Annotated in this window: 16 protein-coding genes and 1 tRNA gene; 11 read left to right on the top strand and 6 right to left on the bottom strand. The window is 66.9% G+C overall.

Annotated features, from left to right (window positions below):
- Nucleotides 1-8: 8 nt before the first annotated feature.
- From BKG60_RS25465 to BKG60_RS25475, 3 genes are read right to left on the bottom strand one after another with little or no spacing between them, the layout of a single operon-like run.
- Complete coding sequence (locus tag BKG60_RS25465; protein WP_070185895.1) at nt 9-782, bottom strand: class II aldolase/adducin family protein; 774 nt, start codon at nt 780-782, stop codon at nt 9-11.
- Nucleotides 769-2,361: a class I adenylate-forming enzyme family protein gene (locus tag BKG60_RS25470; protein WP_070943494.1), complete on the bottom strand. Its 1,593-nt coding sequence runs from the start codon at nt 2,359-2,361 to the stop codon at nt 769-771. Before BKG60_RS25470 ends, BKG60_RS25465 begins: the two co-directional genes overlap by 14 nt.
- Before the next feature lie 56 nt (nt 2,362-2,417).
- On the bottom strand, nt 2,418-3,200 hold the full coding sequence (locus tag BKG60_RS25475; RefSeq protein ID WP_070943493.1) for a FadR/GntR family transcriptional regulator: 783 nt from the start codon (nt 3,198-3,200) through the stop codon (nt 2,418-2,420).
- Nucleotides 3,201-3,282: 82 nt separating this feature from the next.
- On the opposite strand from BKG60_RS25475, the gene BKG60_RS25480 reads away from it, so the two are divergent.
- Nucleotides 3,283-4,116 (top strand): MBL fold metallo-hydrolase, encoded by an 834-nt coding sequence (locus tag BKG60_RS25480; protein WP_070943492.1) that lies wholly within the window; start codon nt 3,283-3,285, stop codon nt 4,114-4,116.
- An 11-nt stretch (nt 4,117-4,127) separates the two neighbouring features.
- Here the strand turns inward: BKG60_RS25480 and BKG60_RS25485 are convergent, their stop codons facing one another.
- On the bottom strand, nt 4,128-4,616 hold the full coding sequence (locus tag BKG60_RS25485; protein WP_070185899.1) for a universal stress protein: 489 nt from the start codon (nt 4,614-4,616) through the stop codon (nt 4,128-4,130).
- A 253-nt stretch (nt 4,617-4,869) separates the two neighbouring features.
- On the opposite strand from BKG60_RS25485, the gene BKG60_RS25490 reads away from it, so the two are divergent.
- A complete protein-coding gene (locus BKG60_RS25490) occupies nt 4,870-6,042 on the top strand; it encodes a Fic family protein (protein ID WP_070943491.1) in 1,173 nt (390 codons plus the stop codon).
- 176 nt (nt 6,043-6,218) lie between these two features.
- Here the strand turns inward: BKG60_RS25490 and BKG60_RS25495 are convergent.
- A tRNA-Arg gene (locus BKG60_RS25495) sits at nt 6,219-6,294 on the bottom strand.
- 268 nt (nt 6,295-6,562) lie between these two features.
- Here BKG60_RS25495 and BKG60_RS25500 point away from each other — a divergent pair.
- From BKG60_RS25500 to BKG60_RS25540, 9 genes are all read left to right on the top strand, one after another.
- Entirely contained in the window at nt 6,563-8,032 is a 1,470-nt protein-coding gene (locus tag BKG60_RS25500; protein WP_070185901.1) for a wax ester/triacylglycerol synthase family O-acyltransferase, read from the top strand.
- Between the two features lie 35 nt (nt 8,033-8,067).
- Nucleotides 8,068-9,675: an HAD-IB family hydrolase/lysophospholipid acyltransferase family protein gene (locus BKG60_RS25505; protein WP_070943572.1), complete on the top strand. Its 1,608-nt coding sequence runs from the start codon at nt 8,068-8,070 to the stop codon at nt 9,673-9,675.
- The gene (locus tag BKG60_RS25510) at nt 9,672-12,047 is read left to right on the top strand and encodes a glycerol-3-phosphate 1-O-acyltransferase (protein ID WP_070943490.1); all 2,376 of its coding nucleotides are present in this window, start codon (nt 9,672-9,674) and stop codon (nt 12,045-12,047) included. Before BKG60_RS25505 ends, BKG60_RS25510 begins: the two co-directional genes overlap by 4 nt.
- Nucleotides 12,048-12,100: 53 nt before the next feature.
- Nucleotides 12,101-14,131: a bifunctional copper resistance protein CopD/cytochrome c oxidase assembly protein gene (locus tag BKG60_RS25515; protein WP_070943571.1), complete on the top strand. Its 2,031-nt coding sequence runs from the start codon at nt 12,101-12,103 to the stop codon at nt 14,129-14,131.
- 160 nt (nt 14,132-14,291) lie between these two features.
- Nucleotides 14,292-14,735 carry a single-stranded DNA-binding protein gene (ssb, locus tag BKG60_RS25520; RefSeq protein WP_070943489.1) on the top strand — a complete coding sequence of 148 codons (444 nt, stop codon included), beginning with the start codon at nt 14,292-14,294 and terminating at the stop codon, nt 14,733-14,735.
- Nucleotides 14,736-14,844: 109 nt separating this feature from the next.
- Complete coding sequence (gene ettA / locus BKG60_RS25525) at nt 14,845-16,518, top strand: energy-dependent translational throttle protein EttA (protein WP_070185905.1); 1,674 nt, start codon at nt 14,845-14,847, stop codon at nt 16,516-16,518.
- A 99-nt stretch (nt 16,519-16,617) separates the two neighbouring features.
- The gene (locus BKG60_RS25530; protein WP_070943488.1) at nt 16,618-21,474 is read left to right on the top strand and encodes an NAD-glutamate dehydrogenase; all 4,857 of its coding nucleotides are present in this window, start codon (nt 16,618-16,620) and stop codon (nt 21,472-21,474) included.
- Nucleotides 21,471-21,878 (top strand): acyl-CoA thioesterase, encoded by a 408-nt coding sequence (locus BKG60_RS25535; protein ID WP_075910161.1) that lies wholly within the window; start codon nt 21,471-21,473, stop codon nt 21,876-21,878. Before BKG60_RS25530 ends, BKG60_RS25535 begins: the two co-directional genes overlap by 4 nt.
- Nucleotides 21,875-22,531 carry a DUF8010 domain-containing protein gene (locus BKG60_RS25540; RefSeq protein ID WP_070943487.1) on the top strand — a complete coding sequence of 219 codons (657 nt, stop codon included), beginning with the start codon at nt 21,875-21,877 and terminating at the stop codon, nt 22,529-22,531. Before BKG60_RS25535 ends, BKG60_RS25540 begins: the two co-directional genes overlap by 4 nt.
- Nucleotides 22,532-22,766: 235 nt before the next feature.
- Here BKG60_RS25540 and BKG60_RS25545 read toward each other — a convergent pair whose 3' ends face one another.
- Nucleotides 22,767-24,314: a glycoside hydrolase family 13 protein gene (locus BKG60_RS25545; protein ID WP_070189003.1), complete on the bottom strand. Its 1,548-nt coding sequence runs from the start codon at nt 24,312-24,314 to the stop codon at nt 22,767-22,769.
- Nucleotide 24,315 lies beyond the last annotated feature (1 nt).

Raw genomic sequence — 24,315 nt, forward strand, 5'->3', positions numbered from 1 at the left:
GTCTCCTTCTAGGTCAGCACGTCGGGGTCGGCCTTGATGGTCATGCGGGCCGCCCCGGCCCAGTACACGTCGGCCGCCCGTTCGATGAGAGAGGCCTTCATGCCGTACATGTCGGAGCGGTTCATCGCCGTGGGCTCACGGCCGGTGAGCATCACCTGGTACGCCAGCTTGCAGACCCGGTCGATCGAGGCGGCCCGGTACACGGCCTCGGCCACGGTGCCCCCGGTGGTGATCACTCCGTGGTTGGCCAGGATGGTGAGGTTGGCCGTACCGATCCGCTCCGCCAGCTCGCCGGCCCGCGGTGCCGAATCGACCTCGCCGTCATAGGTTTCGACGAAACACATGTCATCGAGAAACAGCGAGCCGGTCTGGTGGACGAGCTCCGGCAGCTTCCCCAACGCCGCGATGAGACTCACGTAGTACGGGTGATTGTGGATGACGACGCGGGCATCGTCGCGCACACGATGCAGTTCGGTGTGGATGTGGATGGCCGGGGTGACATCCCAGCGTCCGCGAACCACCGCGGCGTTCTCGTCGACCACACAGATGTCGGATGCCGTGAGCTCCTGCCACCACAGGCCCCACGGATTGACCAGCATCTCGGTGCGGCCCTCGGGTTGCCAGGTGATGTGGCCGGCCATGTTCTCGGCGAACCCGATGGCGGCCAGGTGCCGGAACGCCACCGCCAGTGCCTGCTCTTCGGTCAGGTCGACGCCGATCGGTGGGGTCACCGACGGCGACCACACCTTCAATCCGCCCTGACGCATCTCACCGACGCTCATAGCCGTCTCCCATCCGCGTCCAGATATCTTCGCGGAGTTGACCTTTGGCGATCTTTCCACCCGAGGACCGGGGTAGCTCGCCGAGCACGATGAGCTTCTCGGGAAGCAGCTCCTTCGACATGCCCTGCGCCAGAAGGTGCTCGACGAGTCCGGGCAGATCGACGTCCTGGCCGTTGGCGCTCTCGACGTAGACGCACACCTTTTCGCCGAACACCGGGTCCGGCATCGCCACGGCCGTCGCCACCGCCACGGCGGGATGCGTCGTCACCGCATCCTCGACCTCGACGGCACTGACGTTCTTGCCGCCGCGGAGAATGAAATCGGAGGTGCGGCCGGTGACGGACAGGTAGCCGTCGGCGTCGACCTCGCAGACGTCACCCATCCGCATCCAGCCGTCAGGCGTGTAGAGCTTGTCGTGGTCCACCCCGCCGAGATAGCCGAGGCTGGTGGCCGGCCCCCGGCAGGCCGGTTGACCACGGCCCGTTGAGGTCACGTCTTCATCGCCGTCGAACAGGCGCACCGCCATCTCCGGCACCAGCTGCCCGGCGGTCCGCAGCCTGCGCTCCCGGGAGTCCCGCAACGTCGTCCCGCTCAACAGGCCGGTTTCGTTGGAGCCGTAGAACTGCAGGATGGTGGCGCCGGTGAGTTCTTCGAAGTCGGCAGCCCGTCGATACGGCAGCGCCTCACCGCCGGTGAACACCACCCGCAGCGAGCTCAGGTCGTTCTCGCGCGATGCCTGGTCGGCCATGATCATCAGCAATTGGGTACTGACACAGCACAACACGCTGACCCGGTGGCGGGCGATCACCTCGCATGCGGCCTTGGCATCGAACTTCTCGAGCAGCACGGTGGTGGCCCCGAGGTAGATCGGCGTGGTGTGGGCGGTCCAGATGCCGAACCCGAACGGGGCAGGGATGACCGGGAGGAACACGTCCTCGGAGCTCAGGGCGCCGTTGGCGACGGCCCGTTGATGGAAGTAGTGCCACCGGTTCTGGGTGTGCACAACGCATTTGGGCAGGCCCGTGGTCCCTGAGGTCGAATTGATCAGGAATACGTCATCGGCACCGACACTCGTTGCCGGTGGCCGCGGCGGGGCATCGGTGTCGAGGGACAAACCGTCGAGCACCAGTGCGCTGACCGCAGGCATCAGTCCGGACACAGTGGTTTGTGCCGACGACCGCCGCGCCGGGTCGGTGATCAGCAGGCGCGGCTGAGTGGTCCGCAGGATCTGGCCGGCCTCGCGGGTACCGGCGCGCGCACCGATCCCGACGACGACGGCGCCGCAGCGTTCGATGGCCACGAACAGCACGTGGATGGCGGCGGTGTCGCCGTGCCACACCGCCACCCGGTCACCCGCGGTGACCCCGGCGCCCGTGAGCTGGGCGGCGAGCAGTGTTGCAGCGGAGTCGAACTCGCTCCAGGTATGCGCGCCGGCGGGGTGGTCGACGTAGGCCGGCTTGTCTGGGTGGGTCAACGCGTGTTCGTTGACCGTCTGCGACAGGGTGCGGTCAGACCACCAGCCGGCTGATCGGTAGCGGGCCGCGTCTTCGGCGTCAATGACGGCGTCGCCGACCTTCATGGCCAAATCATATGAAAATAAGAGGCTGTGTCAACGGTCACAGCGTCCATCGGAGCTCACGGCCTTCGAGGGGTGGTCTGTGCCCAGGTGCGCACCATCGTCGGGTCGACGACACCCTCGACGCCCGGATACTGCTGAGCGTTGACCAGATGTGCCGCGGCCAGATCGCGGGCCCGCTGCGCGTCGCCCATGTCGATCGCGTCGATCACCTGCCGGTGGTCTTCCAGTACCGCGCGGCGCTCCTCGACGGGCACCGTCGAATGATCGGTCACCTGTGCGGACCAGTTTTGCTCGTGGGCGGACCACAGTGCTTCGAGCGCGCCCGCCAGGATGATCATCGTCTCGTTTCCGCAGTGGCGCACCAGCGCCTCGTGATACCGGCGGCTCGCCGAGGTGGCTTGCCGGAGGTCCGATACCGAGAGGACCGATTCTTCATGCAATTCACGGAGAATGGGCACCACCGTGCGCTTGCGGTCTGGGCGCTGGGCGCACAGCGCCGCACACGCCGGCTCGACCTGCAGCAGCGCCGTACCCACATCGGCGAGGCCGACCTGCCCGGCGCCGAGTACCAACCCCATCGTGTAAGCGAGGTTTGCCGCATCGGGGCGGTGCACCACCGCGCCGCCGAGCTTGCCGCGCCGTACCGTCAACAGCCCCTCGGCCTCGAGGATGCGCATCGCCTCACGCAGCGACGGTTTGCTGATCGGATACTCGACGAGCAGTTCGTCTTCCTTGGGCAGGATCGTGCCGTCGGGCAGTTCGCCGGTCAGGATCTGGCGCCGCAACTGATCGGCGACCTGTTCGGCAAGTCGCTGGAACCGGACGTTTGGCTGCGCCACGCATCGAGTCTGCCAGATGGCCGACCGATTGACGGTGCCTGCCGAGCCTTGTTTCCAAATGATTTGTCTCATACGGTGAGCCATGCAGAAGTGGACCATCGGCACGCTGACAGTTCATTCCGTCCTCGAGACGCTGGTGCCGACCCGACCCGACCGGCTGTTTCGCGGGCTTCCGTCGGACCTCCCGAGCTGGCTCCAGCCGCACTATGTCGATGACGCGGGCAACCTGCTGGTGGCCATCCAGTCGTTCTTCATCGAATCTGGTGACGAGCTCGTGGTCGTGGACTGCTGCTTCGGGGAGGGCCACGACCTGCCGTACCAGATCCCGATGGACCCGGACCGGTATGGCCAGTCGCTGGCCGCAGCTGGATTCACCCCCGGCGATGTGACCACCGTCGTGTGCACCCACCTTCACCTCGATCATGCCGGGCGTAACACCACGCGGCACGACGGCGCCTGGATACCCACCTACCCCAACGCGACCTACCTACTGGCCGCCGATGAGTACGCGTCCTGGCGGCAATCCTCGGCGCCGAACCGAGCTGCCGCCGAGACCGTCGAACCGCTTGTCGCACACGATGTTCTGCGGCTCACCGAGATGGACCATGCGATCACCGAAGAGATCCGGCTGATCGCGACACCGGGTCATACACCGGGCCACACGGCGGTGCGGCTCGAATCCGGCGGGGAAGTGGCGGTGATCAGCGGAGACGTCATCCACCACCCGCTGCAGATCACGCATCCGGAGGTGCAGCCGTTGCCCGACGAAGATCCAGGTGCGGCCGCGGTTACGCGCGCGCGGCTGCTGCAGAGTGTCGCCGACGAACAGGCCCTCCTTCTCGGAACCCACTTCGCCGCACCCACCGCAGGCACCGTCGTCTCCGACGGCGACCGGCTGATGTGGGTGCCGTTGTAACCTGTGGCGCCTCAGTCCGCGGTGTGCACGATCAGGATGTCGATCTTGACGCGGCGGGCAATGGTGTCGGGCACCGAACCCAGCAGACGTCCGGCGACGGAGTTCAGTCCGATGTCACCGACGACGATCAGATCTGCCTTGACGTCGGTGGCCAGTTTGACGAGTGCCTCGACCGGCGCGCCCTCGATTGCCTTCTCGTTGATGTCGCCGGCACCGGCAGCCTTTGCCCGGTCGCGGGCCACCTGGAGGATCTCGTACACGGGCGCGGCCCCGTGCAGCCGGTAGCCCTCTCCCTTGAGGCTGTCGGCAGCACGCGTGTCGACCACATGGTCGTGCGACGGCGCACGTGACCAGCCGCCCTTCTCCACCACGGGCTGATACGCGCTCGCGATGATCAGCTTGGCGTTCTCCTGCGCGGCGATCTCGCCGGCGCGGTGGACCGCGCGCAACGACGAGTCCGAGCCGTCGGTCCCGACCACGATCGTCCGATACGTGCTCATGTTGTCTCCGAACTGTCGGCTTAGCAGGACGACCAGGACATTAATGCACGTCAATCTTTCGCCGGTGGAGTTTCGGCCGCGTGCCGTGTCGAGGACAACCGAAGCAGGTGTCAACCGTCAGCCGACCTCACACAGATGGAGAGCGGTTCTCGGGCATAAGCGCAGGAAACGGCAACGTCGACGGTCCCTGCCAACTGAAGCCAACCGGAGCTGCTAACGTCACTTAAGCAATAAATGAAGTTACACTGGGTCAGTGACTTCACTTCGGCCCGTCACCTACGAGGACGTCCGCTGGGAGCCGCAGGGCAGGCGGTATGCGAGCACGGCGCCGCCCAGGTACGGCACCTATCATCCCGCGGTCCCAACCAGCATTGCCGACTTGGTCCTAGAACTGCCGTCATCTGTGTTGGCCGACGCTGAGTTGGCCAGTCGCGAGATCGGACGGTTTGACGCCGAACTTGGCGGCGAGATCGCTCCGTTTGCTGCGGTGTTGCTGCGGTCGGAGTCGGCCGCCAGCTCGCAGATAGAGAACTTGACCGCGTCGGCGCGCGCTATCGGTGAGGCTGAGCTGCCCGGTGGCAAGGCTAAGCGCAACGCGGAGGTGATCGTCGCCAACACTGCCGCGATGCAAGCCGCGATTGCTTTGTCCGACGCCGTGGACGCCAACGCCATCCTGACCATGCACCGCGCGTTGATGGTCAATGATCCGCGCCATACCCCAGGCGAATTCCGCACTGAGCCGGTGTGGATCGGCGGTGGGTCCACTCCGATCGGCGCGACGTTTGTCGGTCCGCGCCATGAATTGATCCCTGGGGCGATCGGCGATCTGATCGCGTTCGCGCAGCGCGCCGACATTCCTGCGCTTCCGCAGATCGCAGTAAGCCACGCACAGTTCGAGACCATTCACCCCTTCACCGATGGCAATGGCCGCACGGGCCGTGCGTTGGTACAAGCGATGCTGCGCAACAAAGATATGACCCGTCAGGTCACGGTTCCGGTCTCCGCCGGATTGCTGGCCGACACCGGCGCATACTTCGCGGCGTTGACGAGCTACCGCGACGGAGACGCAGCGCCGATCGTCGAGCGCTTCGCCGAAGCTACCGTTCTGGCTATCGGCAACGGGCGACGACTAGTCACCGATCTGCGCGAAATCCGGGAAACGTGGAACGACGTAATCGCCGCACGGTCCGATTCCGCGGTGTGGAAGGTCGCCGATTTATTGACCCGCCGCCCTGTCGTGAACGCTGCGCTCTTGGCGCAAGAGCTGAGCATCGAATCTACCAACGCGCACCGCTACCTCAACCCACTCGCCGAGGCGGGAATCCTCGTCGAGACAACAAATGGACCGCGCAACCGAGTGTGGCGGTCACCTGAAGTCCTTGCTGCGATTGACGCTTTCGCCGAACGCGCCGGCCGGCGAGGCTAACCTCGAAACGAGCGTGCTCGCTAAGCGTGTCCGCCGATCAGACGAGCTACGTGAGATGCAGGCTCACCTATTGTATTGAGCTTGTTTTGAGCGAGCGCTCGACCGACATGGAGTTGTCGGATGTGCGGGGTCCGGTGCGCTCAAGAACAAGACGCACACGTCAAACGAACGAGCCATGGCACCCCCGACAGGATTCGAACCTGCAACCGACCGGGTAGAAACCGGATGCGCTATCCGTTGCGCCACGGGGGCAAGTCGGACCACCACAATTTACACCGCGTTGGGTGTCGCTACCGAAACGGATGTGCACCACGTGGGCTGCTCGAACCGCAGCCGATGGCGGCCGCCCCGTTTCGCGACCTACCGGACAAACACCTCCCACCGATCGACGAAACCCGTACCTCGGCGTGAAGGGGCGGTGACGCGCGTCGGACGCCCGGCAAAGCCCTACGCGGCCACCGGTGGCGGACTAGCGTGGACGCTGCACTTGGTGGCCAGGGGAGGGGAGAGGGACCACGCTATGAGCGACGTGCCGGAGTTGGACGCGGCCGGACTGCCCGAAGAGCTGAGCGCAGTCGATCAGCTGTTGCATCGGGGTGAGGCAAACCCGCGAACTCGATCCGGGATCCTGGGTGTCGAGATCCTCGACACCACACCGGATTGGGAACGATTCCGCTCCCGGCTCGACCAGGCGTCGCGGAAGGTGCTGCGGCTGCGCCAGAAGGTCGTCATGCCGACCCTGCCCACCGCCGCTCCCCGCTGGGTCGTCGACCCCGACTTCAACCTCCACTACCACGTGCGGCGGGTGCGGGTTCCAGAGCCCGGAACGCTGCGCGACGTGTTCGACCTGGCCGAGGTTGCGCTGCAATCGCCGATGGACATCAGCCGCCCGCTGTGGAGCGCGACCCTCGTCGAAGGGCTGGCCGACGGCCGCGCGGCGACCATCCTGCACCTGAGCCATGCGGTGTCCGACGGCGTCGGCATCGTCGAGATGTTCGCCAACATCTACGACCTCGAACGCGATCCCGAACCGGCTGCGTCCGCGCCACTGCCCATTCCGCAGGATCTCTCGCCCAACGACCTGATGCGTGAGGGCATCAGCCGGCTGCCGGGATCGATCGCCGGCGGCGTGCTCGGTGCGCTCGGGCAAGCGGCCCGCGCGGTGACCAAGGTGGTGCGTGATCCGGTCTCCGCGGTCAACGGTGCGGTCGACTACGCGAGGTCCGGCGCGCGGGTGATGGGGCCTGCTGCCCACCCCTCGCCATTGTTGCGGCGCCGCAGCCTGTCGTCGCGCACAGAAGCGATCGACATCCCGTTCGCCGACTTGCACCGCGCGGCCAAGGCGGCCGGCGGTTCGATCAACGATGCATATCTCGCCGGACTCTGCGGCGCCCTGCGGCTCTACCACGATGCCAAAGGCATCTCGATCGACACGTTGCCGATGGCCGTGCCCGTCAACCTGCGGTCCGAGGACGATCCGGCCGGCGGCAACCGCTTCGCCGGGGTCAACCTCGCCGCACCTGTCGGGATCGTCGACCCCGAGACGCGGATCAAAGCCGTCCGGTCGCAGATGACGAGCAAGCGCGAGGAGCGCGCCATCGACATGGTCGGCTCGATCGCGCCCGTGCTGAGCCTGCTGCCCGACGCCGTGCTGGAGACGGTGGCCGGCTCGGTGGTGAATTCCGACGTGCAGGCAAGCAACGTTCCGGTCTACCCGGGCGATACCTTCATCGCCGGGGCAAAGATATTGCGTCACTATGGGATCGGCCCGTTGCCCGGAGTCGCGATGATGGTGGTGCTGATCTCCAGATCGGGATACATCACGGTCACCACCCGCTACGACCGGGCGGCCATCGCCGACGACAAACTGTTCGCCAAGTGCCTGCTGGACGGCTTCGACGAGGTGCTGGCGCTCGGCGGCGCCGGCCGAGCGGAGCCCGCCTCCTTCAGCAGCGACGCGTCGGCGACGAGCGGGAGTGCTGCACAGTGACTTCGAAGGATTCGGACGCACAGGCAACCCGGCAGATGCGGCTGCCGGGCACCCTCGCCGAGATCGAGGGCAGTCCGGAGGGCCCCGAGATCGGCGCCTTCTTCGACCTGGACGGAACTCTCGTGGCCGGGTTCACCGGCGTGATCATGACCCGGGACCGGTTGCGCCGTGGCCAGATGGGCGTCGGCGAGTTCATCGGCATGGTGCAGGCCGGCCTCAACCATCAGCTGGGGCGCTCGGAGTTCGAGGACCTGATCGGCAAGGGTGCCCGGATGCTGCGCGGCAACTCGCTGAGCGACCTCGACGAGCTGGGCGAGCGACTTTTCGTCCAGCACGTGCAGGGCCGCATGTACCCGGAGATGCGCGCGATGGTGCGTGCCCACATGGCCCGTGGGCACACCGTGGTGTTGAGCTCGTCGGCGCTGACAGTTCAAGTGGAGCCCGTCGCGCGGTTCTTGGGCATCGACAACGTGCTGTGCAACAAGTTCGAGACCGACGAGGACGGTCTGATCACCGGCGAAGTCGAGACGCCGGTGATCTGGGGCCCCGGCAAAGCCCGTGCGGTGCAGAACTTCTCGTCGGCCAACGGAGTGGACCTGACCAAGAGCTACTTCTACGCCGACGGCGACGAAGATGTCGCCCTGATGTACCTGGTGGGCCACCCCCGGCCGACGAATCCGGCCGGCAAGCTGGCGGCCGTGGCCGCCAAGCGCGGCTGGCCCGTGCTGAAGTTCAGCAGCCGCAGCGGCAGCAGTCCCGTTGCGCAGCTGCGGACCCTGGCCAGCCTGGCCACCATTCCGACGGTGGCCGCCGGGGCGATCGGACTCGGGTTGCTCACCCGCAACAAGCGCACTGGTGTCAACTTCTTCACCTCGAACTGGAGCAAGCTGCTCATGCTCACCACGGGCATCGAACTCAACGTTCTAGGCGAGGAAAACCTGACCGCCCAACGCCCCGCGGTGTTCATCTTCAATCACCGCAACCAAGCGGACCCGATGATCGCGGGCAGACTGGTCGGGGTTGATTTCACCGGGGTCGGGAAGAAAGAGCTCGAGCGCAATCCGCTGATGGGTCCGCTGGGCAAGGTCATGGATGCAGCCTTCATCGACCGCGACGATCCGGAGAAGGCTGTCGAAAGCCTGCACAGAGTGGAAGAGCTTGCCCGCAAAGGCCTCTCGATCCTGATCGCGCCCGAGGGTACTCGCCTCGACACCACCGAGGTCGGCCCGTTCAAGAAGGGGCCGTTCCGCATCGCGATGGCCGCCGGTATTCCGATCGTGCCGATCGTGATCCGCAACGCCGAGGTGATCGCGCACCGCGATTCCAGCACGTTCAACCCTGGCAAGGTGGATGTCGCGGTGTACCCGCCGATATCGGTGGCGGACTGGACGGTCGAGAACCTCTCCGACCGCATCGCCGAGGTCCGGCAGATCTACCTCGACACGCTGAAATCCTGGCCGCACGACGAACTGCCCACGTTCGACATCTACTCCCGCGCCACGCCGGCCAAGAAAGCGGCGCCACGCCGAGCCGCCGAGAAAGCACCGGCGAAGAAGGCGCCGGCCAAGAAGTCGCCCACGAAAAAGCCTGCAGCCAAATCGGATACCTCATCGCCGCGGTCGACTCGCAAGGGCCGACCGTGACCGCGGGTATCGAGGATTACCCGAGCTTCAGCACCACCGACGATGCGCTGGTGCTGGCATCGGTGTCGTCACCGGCCGAGCTCGAACTGCTCAACGACTGGCTCAAGGCGCAACGGCGCGAACACCCCGACACCACCGTCGAGGTACTGCAACTGCCCGCCACCGACGAACCCGCCCCCGGTGTGGTGGCCCGCTTGGTCGAGGAGTTGGAATCGGACGAGGACCGCCTGGTGGTGCCGGTCCGGGTGTTCTGGGTGCCGGGCGGGTTACCCACCCGGCTGAAAGTGGTGGGCCTGATCTCCGGGCGGGACACCTACCGGCCTCCGGAAATCCTGCAGCGGCGCATCCTGCGTAAGAACCCGACGCGCGCCCGGATCGTCGCCGGTGAACCGGCCAAGGTATCGGAGCTGCGCAAGCAGTGGAGCGAGACCACGGTCGCCGAAAATCCCAGGGAATTCGCGCGATTCGTCCTTCGCCGGGCGGTGCTGGCGATCGAGCGGGTGGAGCTCCGTCTGCTGGGCCCCGAGTACAAGTCGCCACGGCTGGTCAAACCCGAGATGCTGGACTCGGCACGCTTCCGTCAGGGCCTGGAGCAGATTCCCGGCGCGACGGTGGAAAAGGCCGGGGAGATGCTCGACGAGCTGTCCACCGGATGGAGCCGGTTCTCGGTGGATCTGATCCCGACCATGGGCCGGGCCATCTTCAGCCGTGGCTTCGACCCACGCATCGACTACGACCGCGGCGAGATCGAGTCGATGCGTCATGCCCTCGAACAACATCCGGCGGTGCTGCTGTTTTCCCACCGCTCGTATCTCGACGGGGTCATCGTGCCAGTGGCCATGCAGGAGAACCGTCTTCCGCCGGTCTACACGTTCGCCGGGATCAACCTGTCCTTCGGCCTGATGGGGCCGCTGTTCCGGCATTCCGGCGTCATCTTCCTGCGCCGCAAACTCGACGACCCCTTGTACAAGTACGTGCTGCGCCAATACGTCGGGTACATCGTGGAGAAGCGGTTCAACCTGAACTGGTCCATCGAGGGCACCCGGTCGCGGACCGGAAAGATGTTGCCGCCCAAGCTCGGACTGCTCGCCTATGTCGCCAACGCCTACCTCGACGGGCGCAGCGACGACATCCTGCTGCAGCCGGTGTCGATCAGCTTCGACCAACTGCACGAGACCGCCGAGTACGCCGCCTACGCCCGCGGCGGTGAGAAAACGCCCGAGGGCCTGAGTTGGCTGTACAACTTCATCAAGGCGCAGGGGGAGCGCAACTACGGCAAGATCTATGTCCGCTTCCCCGAGGCGGTTTCGATGCGCGAGCACCTGGGCGAGCCAGGCGGTGAGACGGCCCACGACGAGGCGGCGAAACGCCTGGCCATGCAGAAGATGGCCTTCGAGGTGGCCTGGCGGATTCTGCGGGTCACCCCGGTCAACGCGACCAACCTGGTCTCGGCGCTGCTGCTGGGCGCCCGCGGGGTTGCCCTGACTCTGGATCAGCTGCACCACACGCTGCAGGATTCGCTGGACTACCTGGAGCGCAAGAACACCCCGATGACCAACAGCGCGCTGCGGCTGCGAACCGCCGAGGGCGTGCGCTCGGCGGTCGACGCCCTCTCCGGCGGGCACCCGGTCACGTTGGTGGACAGTGGGCGCGAGCCGGTGTGGCGCATCGCCCCCGAGGACGAGCTGGAGGCGGCGTTCTACCGCAACTCCCTGATCCACGCCTTCCAGGAGACCTCGATCGTCGAACTGGCGCTGGCGTACGCGGCCCGAGTCGCCGGCGACCCGCTGCAGGCGTTCTGGACCCAGGTGATGCGGCTGCGCGACCTGCTCAAGTTCGATTTCTACTTCGCCGATTCGGCGGCGTTCCGCGACAACGTCGCCGAAGAGATGTCCTGGTACGACCGCACAGCGGAAGGACAGGCGGCCGGCGGCTGGGAAGCGAAGGTCTCCGCCGGGGGCGACGATATCTATCAGATGTTGCGCCGCAAACGACCGCTGTTGGTGGGTGCCATGTTGCGGCCGTTCTTCGAGGCCTACGGAATCGTCGCCGACGTATTGCGGGACGCGCCGCCCGAGATCGGTGAGCGGGATCTGACCAAGCGGGCGCTCGGCGTCGGACGTCAGTACGTCGCCCAGGGCAGGGTGGGCAGCAACGAGTCGGTCTCGGCGTTGCTGTTCGCCACCGCGCGGCAGGTGGCCGCGGATCAGGACCTGCTGGTCAACGGCCCCGACCTGCGGGCGCGGCGCAACGCCTTCCGGGACGAACTGCGCGGGATCGTCTCCGACATGGACAAAGTCGACGAGATCGCCCGGGAGCAGTTCTATATCCGGGATAAACAGCTGCGCGCCCAGCGAGACCTTTCCGACTAGCCCACCCGGCTGCCGGCGGGGGCATGGCGGTGTCCACGCCATACCCTTGGACCATGACTTCTGCCGGCCAGGTGGCCGCATCCGGTGTGCGGAACAGCGCGGTGTGGCCCGTATTGGTCGGCGTGGGCGTGCTGGCAGGGGCGGTGGCCGCGGGCATCGGCGCGCTGTCATTGGCCGAAGCGCTGACCGCCACCGGTTTGCCCGATCCCGGCCCGGTCACCACCTACGGCCTGCCGTTCGTGCGGGCCGCCGGCGAGATTGCCGCCGTAATCGCCGTCGGGTCCTTCCTGTTTGCGGCGTTCCTTGCGGCACCCCAGAGCAACGGCGTCCTCGACGTCGCCGGTTACCGGGCACTGCGCCTCGGCTCGGCGGCTTCGGGCGTATGGACGCTGTGCGCCGCGCTGCTGGTTCCGTTGACGGTTTCCGATGTGTCCGGACAGCCGTTGCTCGACCACCTCGGACCGGCCGATGTGTGGTCGGCGTCCGGAATGGTCGATATCGCAGTCGCCTGGCGGTGGACGGCGCTCCTGGCCGCGGCCGTCACCATCGCGAGCCTGCCCGTATTGCGGTGGGGGTGGACACCGGTGCTGCTGGCGGGGTCACTTCTGACGTTGATGCCGCTGGTGCTGACCGGACATTCCTCGGCCGGCGGTGCCCACGATCTGGCCACCAACAGCCTGTTCATCCACCTGGTGGCCGCCGCACTGTGGGCCGGCGGATTGCTGGCGTTGTCGGCCCACGCCCTTCGGGCCGGGGGCGGGTCTGACGGCCCCAACACCGCACTGGCTGCGCGACGCTTCTCTGCGCTGGCCCTGTGGTGCTTCGTCGCGATGGCCATCAGCGGTGTACTCAACGCGCTGGTGCGCATCCAGCTGCCCGACCTGCTGCGTACCAGCTACGGCTGGTTGCTGGTGGCCAAGGTCGTCGCGCTCACCTTGCTCGGCGCACTGGGCTGGCGTCAGCGACGGGTCAGCCTGAGCGCCCTGGCCGCCGACCCCGGCGCCCGCACACCGCTGGTCCGGCTGGCGCTGACCGAGGCCGCACTGTTCGGCGTCACGTTCGGCATCGCGGTCGGGCTGGGGCGCACCCCGCCGCCCCCCGAACCGAGGATCCCCAGCGCCACCGAAGTCGCCATCGGGTACGACTTCGCCGGGCCGCCGACGGTGGCTCGGGTGCTGTTCGACTGGCGATTCGATCTGTTGTTCGGCACCGCGGCGATCGTCGGGGCGGTGGTGTACCTGGCCGCGACGCACCGGCTGCGCCGACGCGGCGACGCCTGGCCGACCGGCCGCACGGTCGCGTGGCTGCTGGGCTGCGCGGTCCTGCTGTTCACGACCTCATCAGGGCTCGGTCGCTACATGCCGGCGATGTTCAGTGTGCACATGATCGCCCACATGCTGCTGTCCATGCTGGTGCCGGTGCTCCTGGTGCTGGGCGCCCCGGTGACCCTGGCGCTGCGCGCCCTGCCCGCCGCGGGCCGCGGATCGCCACCGGGCCCCCGGGAGTGGCTGCTGGCGGCGTTGCACTCCAGGGTGTCGCAGTTCCTGACCCATCCGATCGTCGCGACGGTATTGTTCGTGGCCGGCTTCTACGGCCTGTACTTCGGCGGCATATTCGACTCCGCGGTGAGCAGCCACGCGGCGCACATCCTGATGAACGTGCACTTCCTGCTTTCGGGTTACCTGTTCTATTGGGTGGTCATCGGAGTGGACCCGACCCCCAGGCCCGTTCCGCACCTGGTGAAGATCGGGATGGTGTTCGCCTCGCTGCCGCTGCACGCGTTCTTCGGCGTGGTGATGATGGGCATGGACACCGTCCTCGGCGAAGGCTTCTACCGGTCATTGCACTTGCCGTGGCACACCGACCTCGCCGGGGACCAGCACCTGGGCGGCGCCATCGCCTGGGCGGCCGGAGAGGTTCCGCTGGTCATCGTGATGCTGGCACTGCTGATTCAGTGGCGGCGCAGCGATCAGCGCACCGCCAAGCGGCTGGACCGGGCCGCCGACCGCGACGACGACGCCGATCTGGCGGCCTACAACGCGATGCTCGCCGAGATGGCGCGACGCGACCGTCCTTCCGGCTGACCTCGCGGTTATCCCCAGCCTGAGTTTCATCCACAGCCGACGGGTGCGTCGGGCCCCGGGGCATCGTTCCTGTCGGGCCGCCGACGGTCAATGGCTGCGTAAGGCGGTCGACGCTTCCACATCGGCCGCCGGAGCCAGAGTGAAGCGAAAGGAACCAGAAATGTTCGAGACACCGATCACGATCGTGGGCAACATCATCACCGACCCGGTCCGGCGGCGGTTCGGGGATCAGGAGTTGTACAAGTTCCGGGTGGCCAGCAATTCACGCAGGCGTACCCCCGACGGGACGTGGGAGCACGGCAACACGTTGTACGTCACGGTCAACTGCTGGGGCCACCTGGCCACGGGGGCCAGTGCCTCGCTGATGAAGGGCGACGCGGTCGTGGTGGTCGGCCACATCCACACCAGTGAGTACGACGACAAGGAAGGCGTGCGCCGCTCCTCGGTGGAGGTCCGGGCCACCGCCGTCGGCCCGGACCTGTCGCGCTGCACGGCCAGGGTCGCGCCGCTGCCGAAACCCGCACCGGTCGCTGCCGAGTCCGAGGATGCTCTCGACGACGCCGAAACCGAGCCTGACGAGGGCGACCTGCCACTGTCGGCCTAGCCACATTCGGTCACGCCTAGGATGGGCGCGAGTGAGTTGGGCTTGACGCGACCCTTCGCGCAAGCGCCCATCCGACGTTCCCGAAAGCTTCAGAAAGGCACATCACGGCATGGCCGAATTCATCTACACGATGCGCAAGGTTCGCAAGGCGCACGGCGACAAGGTCATCCTTGACGACGTCAGCCTGAACTTCCTGCCCGGCGCGAAGATCGGCGTCGTCGGTCCCAACGGGGCAGGCAAGTCGAGTGTGCTGAAGATCATGGCCGGCATCGACCAGGCGAACAACGGCGACGCGCTGCTGGCGCCCGGCGCCACCGTCGGCATCCTGATGCAGGAGCCACACCTCGACGAGAGCAAGACCGTCCGGGAGAACGTCGAGGACGGCGTACCGATCAAGGCCAAGCTCAATCGGTACAACGAGGTCGCCGAATTGATGGCCACCGACTACTCCGACGAGCTCATGGAAGAGATGGGCCACCTGCAGGAGGAGTTGGACGCGGCCGACGCCTGGGACATCGACTCCCAGCTCGAGCAGGCCATGGACGCGCTGCGCTGCCCGCCGCCGGACGAGCCGGTCACCCACCTGTCCGGCGGTGAGAAGCGCCGGGTCGCACTGTGCAAGCTGCTGCTGAGCAAGCCGGACCTGCTGCTGCTCGACGAGCCCACCAACCACCTCGACGCCGAGAGCGTGCTGTGGCTGGAGCAGCACCTGGCCAGCTACAAGGGCGCCATCCTGGCGGTCACCCACGATCGCTACTTCCTCGACAACGTCGCCGAGTGGATCCTCGAGCTCGACCGCGGCCGGGCCTACCCGTACGAGGGCAACTACTCGACCTACCTGGAGAAGAAGGCCGAGCGGCTCGAGGTCCAGGGCAAGAAGGACCAGAAGCTGCAGAAGCGGCTCAAAGACGAGCTGGCCTGGGTCCGATCGGGCGCCAAGGCCCGTCAGGCCAAGAACAAGGCCCGCCTCGGCCGCTACGAGGAGATGGTCGCCGAAGCCGAGAAGTCGCGGAAGCTCGACTTCGAGGAGATCCAGATCCCGACCCCGCCGCGGCTGGGCAACGTGGTGGTCGAGGTGGAGCACCTGGACAAGGGTTTCGAAGGCCGCACCCTGATCAAGGACCTGTCCTTCACGCTGCCGCGCAACGGCATCGTCGGTGTCATCGGCCCCAACGGCGTCGGCAAGACCACCTTGTTCAAGACGATCGTCGGGCTGGAACAGCCCGACAGCGGGACGGTCAAGGTCGGCGACACGGTCAAGCTGTCCTACGTCGATCAGAGCCGCGCCGGCATCGACCCCAAGAAGACGGTGTGGGAGGTCGTCTCCGACAAGCTGGATTACATCGAGGTCGGCCAGAACGAGATCCCGTCGCGGGCCTACGTGTCCGCCTTCGGGTTCAAGGGACCGGATCAGCAGAAGCCCGCGGGCGTGCTGTCCGGTGGTGAGCGCAACCGGCTGAACCTGGCGCTGACCCTCAAAGAGGGCGGCAACCTGATCCTGCTCGACGAGCCGACCAACGACCTCGACGTCGAGACGCTGTCGTCGCTGGAGAACGCGCTGGAGCAGTTCCCCGGCTGCGCGGTGGTGATCAGCCACGACCGCTGGTTCCTGGACCGCACCTGCACGCACATCCTGGCGTGGGAGGGCGACGACGACAACGAGGCCAAGTGGTTCTGGTTCGAGGGCAACTTCGGTGCCTACGAGGAGAACAAGATCCAGCGTCTCGGTGCCGAGGCGGCACGGCCGCACCGGGTGACCCACCGGAGACTGACCCGCGACTGACCCGTGACAGGGTAAACGGCGCAGCGGGCTCGATGACGCTACTAATGTCGCAGCTATGCACCAGTGCCGGTGTGTGGGCGTGAGTAGGGAGTGATCCGTATGACGGCCGAACCGGGAGCTGTTAGGGGACAGGGAATTAGCGACCGGGATCGCGCACAGGCACCACCTGAGGTGATCCACCGGCTCGCCAAGGCGTTCCTGTCCACCTACCGGGCTCCGCAGGCCGGTGCGCCGGGGGTGGCCGCCACCGGTCCCCAGGCCGCGGTGGCCGAGCGCCTTGTCTCCGATGGTGTGGTGGCCGCCCACCATGCGTTGGGCGGCCAGCGGGCGCCGGGCGAAACCAAGGTCATCGTGTACCCCGGTGACGCCGACTCCGGCCCGGCCCTGCAGATCGTCACCGAACAGGCGGCGATGCTGGTGGATTCGGTGACGGTGTTGTTGCACCGCCACGGCATCGCCTACCCGGCCATCATGAACCCGGTCTTCCGGGTACACCGCGACGCCGAGGGTGTTCTGCTGGATTTCCAGCCCGCCGCCGAAGCCACCGGCGTCGACGGCGTCGACGAATGCTGGATCCTGGTCCCGGTCCATGGCGCGGCCGACGGACCGGCACTGACCGACGTGGTCGGGCTGGTGCCCCGTGTCCTGGCCGAGGCCCGGCAGATCGGGGTGGACGCCGCGGCCATGGGCGCGGCGCTGCACGGCCTGGCCAACGATGTCGCCACCGATGTCGAGGGCCGGTTTCCCAACACCGACCGCAGGGATGTCGCCGCGCTGTTGCGCTGGCTCTCCGACGGGCATTTCGTGCTGCTGGGCTACCAGCAGTGCTCGATCAGCGACGGGCAGGCCGCAGTCGAACCGTCGAGCCGGCTCGGCGTACTCAAGCTGCGCGAGGACGTCCTTCCGCCGCTGACCGCCGCCGACGATCTGATGGTGCTGGCTCAGGCCACCATGCCGAGCTATGTGCGCTACGGCGCCAACCCGTACATCGTCGTCGTCCGCGAGAGCGGCGGCGAGCGCCGTGATGCCACCGCCACGGAGCATCGTTTCGTCGGCCTGTTCACCGTGGCCGCGATGAACGCCAACGTGCTGGAGATCCCATTGATCTCGCGCCGGGTCGAGGAGGCGCTGGCCATGGCGCGCCGCGACCCCAGCCACCCCGGGCAGCTGCTGCGCGACATCATCCAGACCATCCCGCGCCCCGAACTGTTCGCGTTGAGTTCCAAGCAGCTGCTGGACATGGCACTGACCGTGGTGGATCTGGGCTCGCGGCGCCGTACCCTGCTCTTCCTGCGCGCAGATCAGCTGGCGCATTTCGTGTCCTGCCTGGTGTACCTGCCGCGAGACCGTTACACCACCGCGGTGCGGCTGGAGATGCAGGACATCCTGGTGCGCGAACTCGGTGGCGACAATATCGACTACTCGGCGCGGGTCAGTGAATCACCTTGGGCGGTAGTCCATTTCATCGTGCGGCTGCCCGACGATACCTCTTCGCACTCGGTGGACACCTCCGCGGAGAACGAGAACCGGATCCAGGATCTGCTGACCGAGGCCGCCCGCAACTGGGGGGACCGCATGACCAGCGCCGCAGCGCACGCGGCGTTGAGCCCGGCCGCGGTCGAGCACTATGCCACGGCGCTTCCCGAAGATTACAAACAAGCCGTCGCTCCGGCCGATGCCATCGCCGATATCGCGATCATCGAGGGGCTGCAAGACAATTCGGTGAAGTTGGTTTTCGATGAGGGCGGGGAAGACGGTCCGGCCCAGCTCACCTGGTACCTGGGCGGCCAGTCGGCCTCGCTGAGCGAGCTGCTGCCGATGCTGCAGTCGATGGGTGTGGTGGTTCTCGAGGAGCGTCCGTACACCGTCCGCCGGGCCGACGGCCTGCCGGTGTGGATCTACCAGTTCAAGGTGATGCGGCAACGCGGCATCCCCGACGCGCCGGATGCCGCCGCGCGCGAGGCGACCGCGCAGCGGTTCGCCGATGCGGTCACCGCCATCTGGCACGGGTGGGTCGAGGTGGACCGGTTCAACGAACTGGTGCTGCGTGCCGACCTGACGTGGCAGCAGGTGGTGATCCTGCGCGCATACGCGAAGTACCTGCGCCAGGCCGGTTTCCCGTACAGCCAGTCGCACATCGAATCGGTGGTGAACGAGAACCCGCACACCACACAGTCATTGGTTCAGCTGTTCGAGGCGCTGTTCGATCCGTCCGAGGAGACCGCGGGCTCCCGCGACGCCCAGGGGGCGGCCGCTGCGGTGGCCGCCGACATCGACGCCCTGGTCAGCCTCGACACCGACCGGGTGCTGCGCGCCTTCGCCACCTTGATCCAGGCCACTCTGCGCACGAACTACTTTGTGCAGCAGCCTAATTCGGCCCGGCAACGTGGCGCGGTGGCGATGAAGCTGAACCCCGGCCTGATCAACGAACTGCCGTTGCCGCGGCCCAAGTTCGAGATCTTCGTGTACTCGCCGCGAGTGGAGGGTGTGCATCTCCGGTTCGGGTTCGTGGCCCGCGGCGGGTTGCGCTGGTCGGACCGTCGTGAGGACTTCCGCACCGAGATCCTCGGCCTCGTCAAGGCGCAGGCCGTGAAGAATGCGGTCATCGTGCCGGTCGGGGCCAAGGGCGGGTTCGTGGTGAAGCGACCGCCCGTACCGACCGGCGACGCCGCCGTCGACCGCGAGGCCACCCGGGCCGAAGGCGTTGCGTGCTATCAGCTTTTCATCTCCGGACTGCTCGACGTGACCGACAACGTCGACAAGGGAACCGGTGCCGTCGTCACCCCACCCGATGTGGTGCGGCGGGACGGGGAGGACGCCTACCTGGTGGTCGCGGCCGACAAGGGCACCGCCACGTTCTCCGACATCGCCAACGAGGTCGCGAAGTCCTACGGGTTCTGGCTCGGTGACGCGTTCGCCTCCGGCGGCTCCATCGGCTACGACCACAAGGCCATGGGGATCACCGCCAAGGGCGCCTGGGAATCGGTGAAGCGCCACTTCCGGGAGATGGGCGTGGATACCCAGAGCCAGGACTTCACCGTCGTCGGTGTCGGCGACATGAGCGGCGACGTGTTCGGCAACGGCATGCTGCTGTCGAAGCACATCCGGCTGATCGCCGCTTTCGATCACCGACACATCTTCGTCGATCCCAACCCCGACCCGGCGGTGTCGTGGGTGGAGCGCAAGCGGCTGTTCGAGCTGCCGCGGTCCAGCTGGGAAGACTACGACGCCAAACTGATCAGCGAGGGCGGCGGCGTCTTCAGTCGCCAGCAGAAGTCGATCGCGCTCAGCCCCCAGGCCCGCGCGGCGCTCGGGATCGACAGTAGCGTCGAGGAACTCACCCCGCCGGCGTTGATGAAGGCCGTCCTCAAGGCGCCCGTCGATCTGCTGTGGAACGGCGGGATCGGCACCTATGTCAAGGCCGAGACCGAGGCCGATGTCGGTGATCGGGCCAACGACCAGATCCGGGTGTGCGGTAACGAGGTGCGGGCCAAGGTCATCGGTGAGGGCGGCAACCTCGGAGTGACGTCGCTGGGGCGAATCGAGTTCGACCTGGCCGGCGGTCGGATCAACACCGACGCGCTGGACAACTCGGCGGGCGTGGACTGCTCCGACCACGAAGTCAACATCAAGATCCTGATCGACTCCCTGGTCACCGCGGGCCGGATCGAGCCCAGCCAGCGCACCGATCTGCTGTTGTCGATGACCGATGAGGTCGGCGCCCTGGTGCTGACCGACAACAAGGATCAGAACGACTTGATGGGCACCAGCCGGACCAACTCCGCGAGTATGTTCTCGGTCCACGCCCGGATGATCAAGGAGTTCGCGGCCAACCGTGGGCTCAACCGCGAGCTGGAGGCGTTGCCCTCGGAGAAGGAGGTCCGACGCCGCGCCGATGCTGGAATCGGTTTGACCTCACCCGAATTGGCCACCCTGATGGCCCACGTCAAGCTCAATCTCAAGGATGACGTGCTGGCCAGTGACCTGCCCGATCAGGAGGTGTTCGCGTCCCGGCTGCCGGAGTACTTCCCAGAGAAGCTGCGCGAGCAGTTCACCAGCGAGATCCGGTCGCACCAGCTGCGCCGGGAGATCGTCACCACCATGCTGGTCAACGACCTCGTCGACACGAGTGGCATCAGCTACGCCTACCGGATCACCGAGGATGTCGGCGTCGGCCCCGTCGACGCGGTGCGCAGCTACGTCGCCACCGACGCCATCTTCGGAATCGGCAAGGTATGGCGCGAGATTCGTTCCGCCGGTGACGACGGAGTGCCGGTGGCCGTGACCGACCGCATGACGCTGGATCTGCGCCGGCTGGTCGACCGGGCCGGCCGCTGGCTGCTCAACTACCGTCCGCAGCCGCTGGCCGTCGGCGCCGAGATCAACCGGTTCGCCGCCCAGGTGTCGGCCCTGCGCCCGCAGATGCCGCAGTGGCTGCGTGGTGACGACAAGGCCATCGTCGAAAAGGAGGCGGGTGAGTTCGTCGCGCACGGCGTCCCAGACGACCTGGCATATGCGGTGGCGACCGGTCTTTACCAGTACAGCCTGCTCGACGTGATCGACATCTCCGACATCGTCGACCGCGACGCCGCCGAGGTGGCCGACACCTACTTCGCGCTGATGGACCGCCTGGGCGCCGACGGCCTGCTCAGCGCGGTATCGCGGCTCGGCCGAGATGACCGATGGCATTCCTTGGCACGGTTGGCGATTCGGGACGACATCTACGGTTCTCTTCGCGCGTTGTGCTTCGACGTGCTCGCGGTCGGCGAACCTGACGAGACCGGCGAGGAGAAGATCGCCGAGTGGGAGCTGACCAACAGCTCGCGGGTGGCCCGCGCCCGACGCACGCTGACCGAGATATACCAAGATGGTGAACAGGACCTGGCGACTTTGTCTGTGGCAGCGCGTCAGATCCGCAGCATGACACGAACGAGTGGAACGGGAACGACTGCGTGAGTTTTACAACGCCGGTGCATGTGCGCTGGTCGGACATCGACATGTACCAGCACATCAACCACGCCACCATGGTGACGATCCTCGAAGAGGCCCGGATCCCGTTTCTGCGTGAGCCCTTCGGCGCCACGATCGACACCATCGGCCTACTGATCGCCGACGTGAACATCTCCTACAAGGGGCAGCTGCGGCTGGTTGACTCTCCGCTTCAGGTGACCATGTGGTCCAAGCGGGTGCGTGCCGTCGACTTCACCATCGGTTACGAGGTGCGCTCGGTCAATGCCGCCGCGGACTCCAAGCCTTCGGTGATCGGTGAGACTCAGCTCGCCGCCGTACACATCGCCGAGCAACGACTGGAACGGCTGACCCCTGAGCAGCGTGGCTACCTGGAGAGCCATCTGCGATGACCGCCCCGGAGCGCGGCCTGTGGATCGACGATCCGCGCGACCGTAGGGATCTCGCGACTTTCCTCGACCGTGCATTGCGGCTCGACGATGCTGCGGTGGTGCGGTTGCGGGAGCGTACCGGCGGGCAGGCCGTGGCCTGGGTGGCGACGGGGCTGGAGGTGCTGGCCAGCCGCGTGGTGTCCGGTCGCCTGCGTCCGTCGGATCTGTCCGCGGGGGCCGACGCGCTGGTGAACGGGCTGTCCTCTGCAGCAGAGGGATACGTCGACCCCGGCTTCCCGATGGACTCGGCTTGGCGAGGTGGGTTGCCGCCCGAGGACGGGTTCGTCCACCTCGACGACGTGCCCGCCCGGCTGATGCTCGATCTGGCCCGGCAGGGTGGCGAATTGGCCCGCGAACACGGCAGCGCCCACGGGCCGCCGGCCTCTCTGATGGACCAGGAAGTGATCCAGGTCAGCGCAGGCGATTTCAGCGTCGGGGTGCCGATGCGCTGCGTATTTGCGTTGACCGCCATGGGTTTTCTGCCGCCGACCGGCAATGAGGTCAGTGAGCAGGAGATCGTGCGGGTCCGCGCGCACCCGTCGTGGCTGCGCATCGACGCCCGCTTCGGCTCGGTGTACCGCCGTCGCGAAAGTGCCGCATTGATCCTGGGCTGAGTCCCGCCGTGTCGCGCCAGAGTGGCTCTCGGGCCCGAGCGTCACGCTGGCGTGGCGCCTGCGAGGCTTGGCTTGGCTTCCAGCGCTGCTTTGCCACGCTGGAGTGGCACTGGGAGGCGACGGCCACTCTGGCGTGACCATGCGTAGGGGCGACCATGCGTAGGCGTGACAATGCGTAGGGGCGACGATGCGCCGGTGAACATGCGGCGGACGGCCATGTGCCGAGTCGCTATTGCTAGACCACCCACACGGCGGTGTCGGGGGGCAGTCGCCCATCGATCAGTTCGCCGCTGTTCAGCAGCACCTCGCCGGGCGGTAGCGGCATGGGCACCGCGCCGGTGTTGAGGACACACACCAGGCCGCCTCCGCGCCGCAACGTCAGAACATCGCCGGCGGTGGCCAGCTCGACCCGGCTGCCAGTGAATTCTCCACGGCTGGAACGTAATTCGATCGCCCGCTGGTAGAAATGCAGTGTCGAGGACGGATCGTCCTGTTGGCGCTGCACGGTCAACGGGGCCCAGTCGGCAGGGGCCGGCAGCCAGGTGTCGGTGTTCGAGGAGAACCCGAACGGCGGGGTATCGCCCGACCACGGCATCGGCACCCGGCATCCGTCGCGCCCGCGTTCGGTGTGACCGGAGCGCTCCCACACCGGATCCTGCAGCACCGCATCGGGCAGATCGACATTGGGCAGCCCGAGTTCCTCGCCGTTGTAGACGAACACCGCTCCCGGCAGTGCCAGCATCACCAGGGCCATCGCCCGGGCCCGCGCCAACCCACGGGCGCCGCCACCGTAGCGGGTGACCTCACGTTCCACATCGTGGTTGGACAGCGTCCACGTGGGTGCCGCCCCGGCGAGATCGGCCGCGACGATCGCGTTGTCGATCGCGTCGTGAACCTCGGTGGCGTCGAAATCTGCTTGCACAAGACGGAAATTGAAGCCCAGGTGTAGCTCGTCGGGGCGCAGGTACTTGGCGAAGCGCTCATTGCCGTGCACCCAGACCTCGCCGACGGCGACGGCATCGGGGTAATCGTCGAACACCCTGCGGATGAAGCGATGGATGTCGTGCACGCTGTCGTTGTCGAATCGTGGGTCGTCGTCGCTGTTGCGCAGCAGCGCGCTGTCGGTGACCACCATGTCGGGCAGCTCAGGCGGTTTGGCCATGCCGTGGGCCACGTCGATGCGGAACCCGTCGACTCCGCGGTCCAGCCAGAACCGCAGGGTCTTCTCCAGATCCTCGAACACCTCCGGATGGTTCCAGTTGAGGTCGGGCTGGCCGGGGTCGAACAGGTGCAGATACCACTGGCCCAGCCTGCCGTCGGGTTCGGTGACCCGGGTCCACGCCGGGCCGCCGAACACCGACACCCAGTTGTTGGGTGGCGCGTCGCCGCCTGGGCCGCGGCCGTCACGGAAGATGTAGCGGTCGCGTCGCCGCGGATCGGCCAGCGCCTCGACGAACCAGGGATGCGCCGAGCTGGTGTGGTTGGGCACCAGGTCCATGGTGACCCGGATGCCGCGGGCGTGAGCGGCGTCGAGCAGGCGGTCCAGCGCGGCGATGCCGCCGAACAGCGGATCGACATCGCGCGGGTCGGCGACGTCGTAGCCATGGTCAGCCATCGGCGACACCATGACCGGATTGAGCCACAGGGCGCCCACGCCGAGCGCGGCCAGGTAGTCGAGCCGGGCGCTCACCCCGTCGAGATCACCGACCCCGTCGCCGTCGCTGTCGGCGAACGAGCGGGGATAGACCTGGTAGAACACCGCGTCTGCCCACCACCGGCGCATG

Origin of the sequence: Mycobacterium syngnathidarum (genome assembly GCF_001942625.1) — a bacterium.
GTDB classification, from domain to species: domain Bacteria; phylum Actinomycetota; class Actinomycetes; order Mycobacteriales; family Mycobacteriaceae; genus Mycobacterium; species Mycobacterium syngnathidarum.

Coding starts and splice junctions, on each gene's coding strand:
- BKG60_RS25465 (WP_070185895.1), bottom strand. CDS start 782: ATGAGCGTCGGTGAGATGCGTCAGGGCGGATTGAAGGTGTGGTCGCCG.
- BKG60_RS25470 (WP_070943494.1), bottom strand. CDS start 2,361: ATGAAGGTCGGCGACGCCGTCATTGACGCCGAAGACGCGGCCCGCTAC.
- BKG60_RS25480 (WP_070943492.1), top strand. CDS start 3,283: ATGCAGAAGTGGACCATCGGCACGCTGACAGTTCATTCCGTCCTCGAG.
- BKG60_RS25485 (WP_070185899.1), bottom strand. CDS start 4,616: ATGAGCACGTATCGGACGATCGTGGTCGGGACCGACGGCTCGGACTCG.
- BKG60_RS25500 (WP_070185901.1), top strand. CDS start 6,563: ATGAGCGACGTGCCGGAGTTGGACGCGGCCGGACTGCCCGAAGAGCTG.
- BKG60_RS25505 (WP_070943572.1), top strand. CDS start 8,068: ATGCGGCTGCCGGGCACCCTCGCCGAGATCGAGGGCAGTCCGGAGGGC.
- BKG60_RS25515 (WP_070943571.1), top strand. CDS start 12,101: ATGACTTCTGCCGGCCAGGTGGCCGCATCCGGTGTGCGGAACAGCGCG.
- ssb (WP_070943489.1), top strand. CDS start 14,292: ATGTTCGAGACACCGATCACGATCGTGGGCAACATCATCACCGACCCG.
- ettA (WP_070185905.1), top strand. CDS start 14,845: ATGGCCGAATTCATCTACACGATGCGCAAGGTTCGCAAGGCGCACGGC.
- BKG60_RS25530 (WP_070943488.1), top strand. CDS start 16,618: ATGACGGCCGAACCGGGAGCTGTTAGGGGACAGGGAATTAGCGACCGG.
- BKG60_RS25540 (WP_070943487.1), top strand. CDS start 21,875: ATGACCGCCCCGGAGCGCGGCCTGTGGATCGACGATCCGCGCGACCGT.
- BKG60_RS25545 (WP_070189003.1), bottom strand. CDS start 24,314: ATGCGCCGGTGGTGGGCAGACGCGGTGTTCTACCAGGTCTATCCCCGC.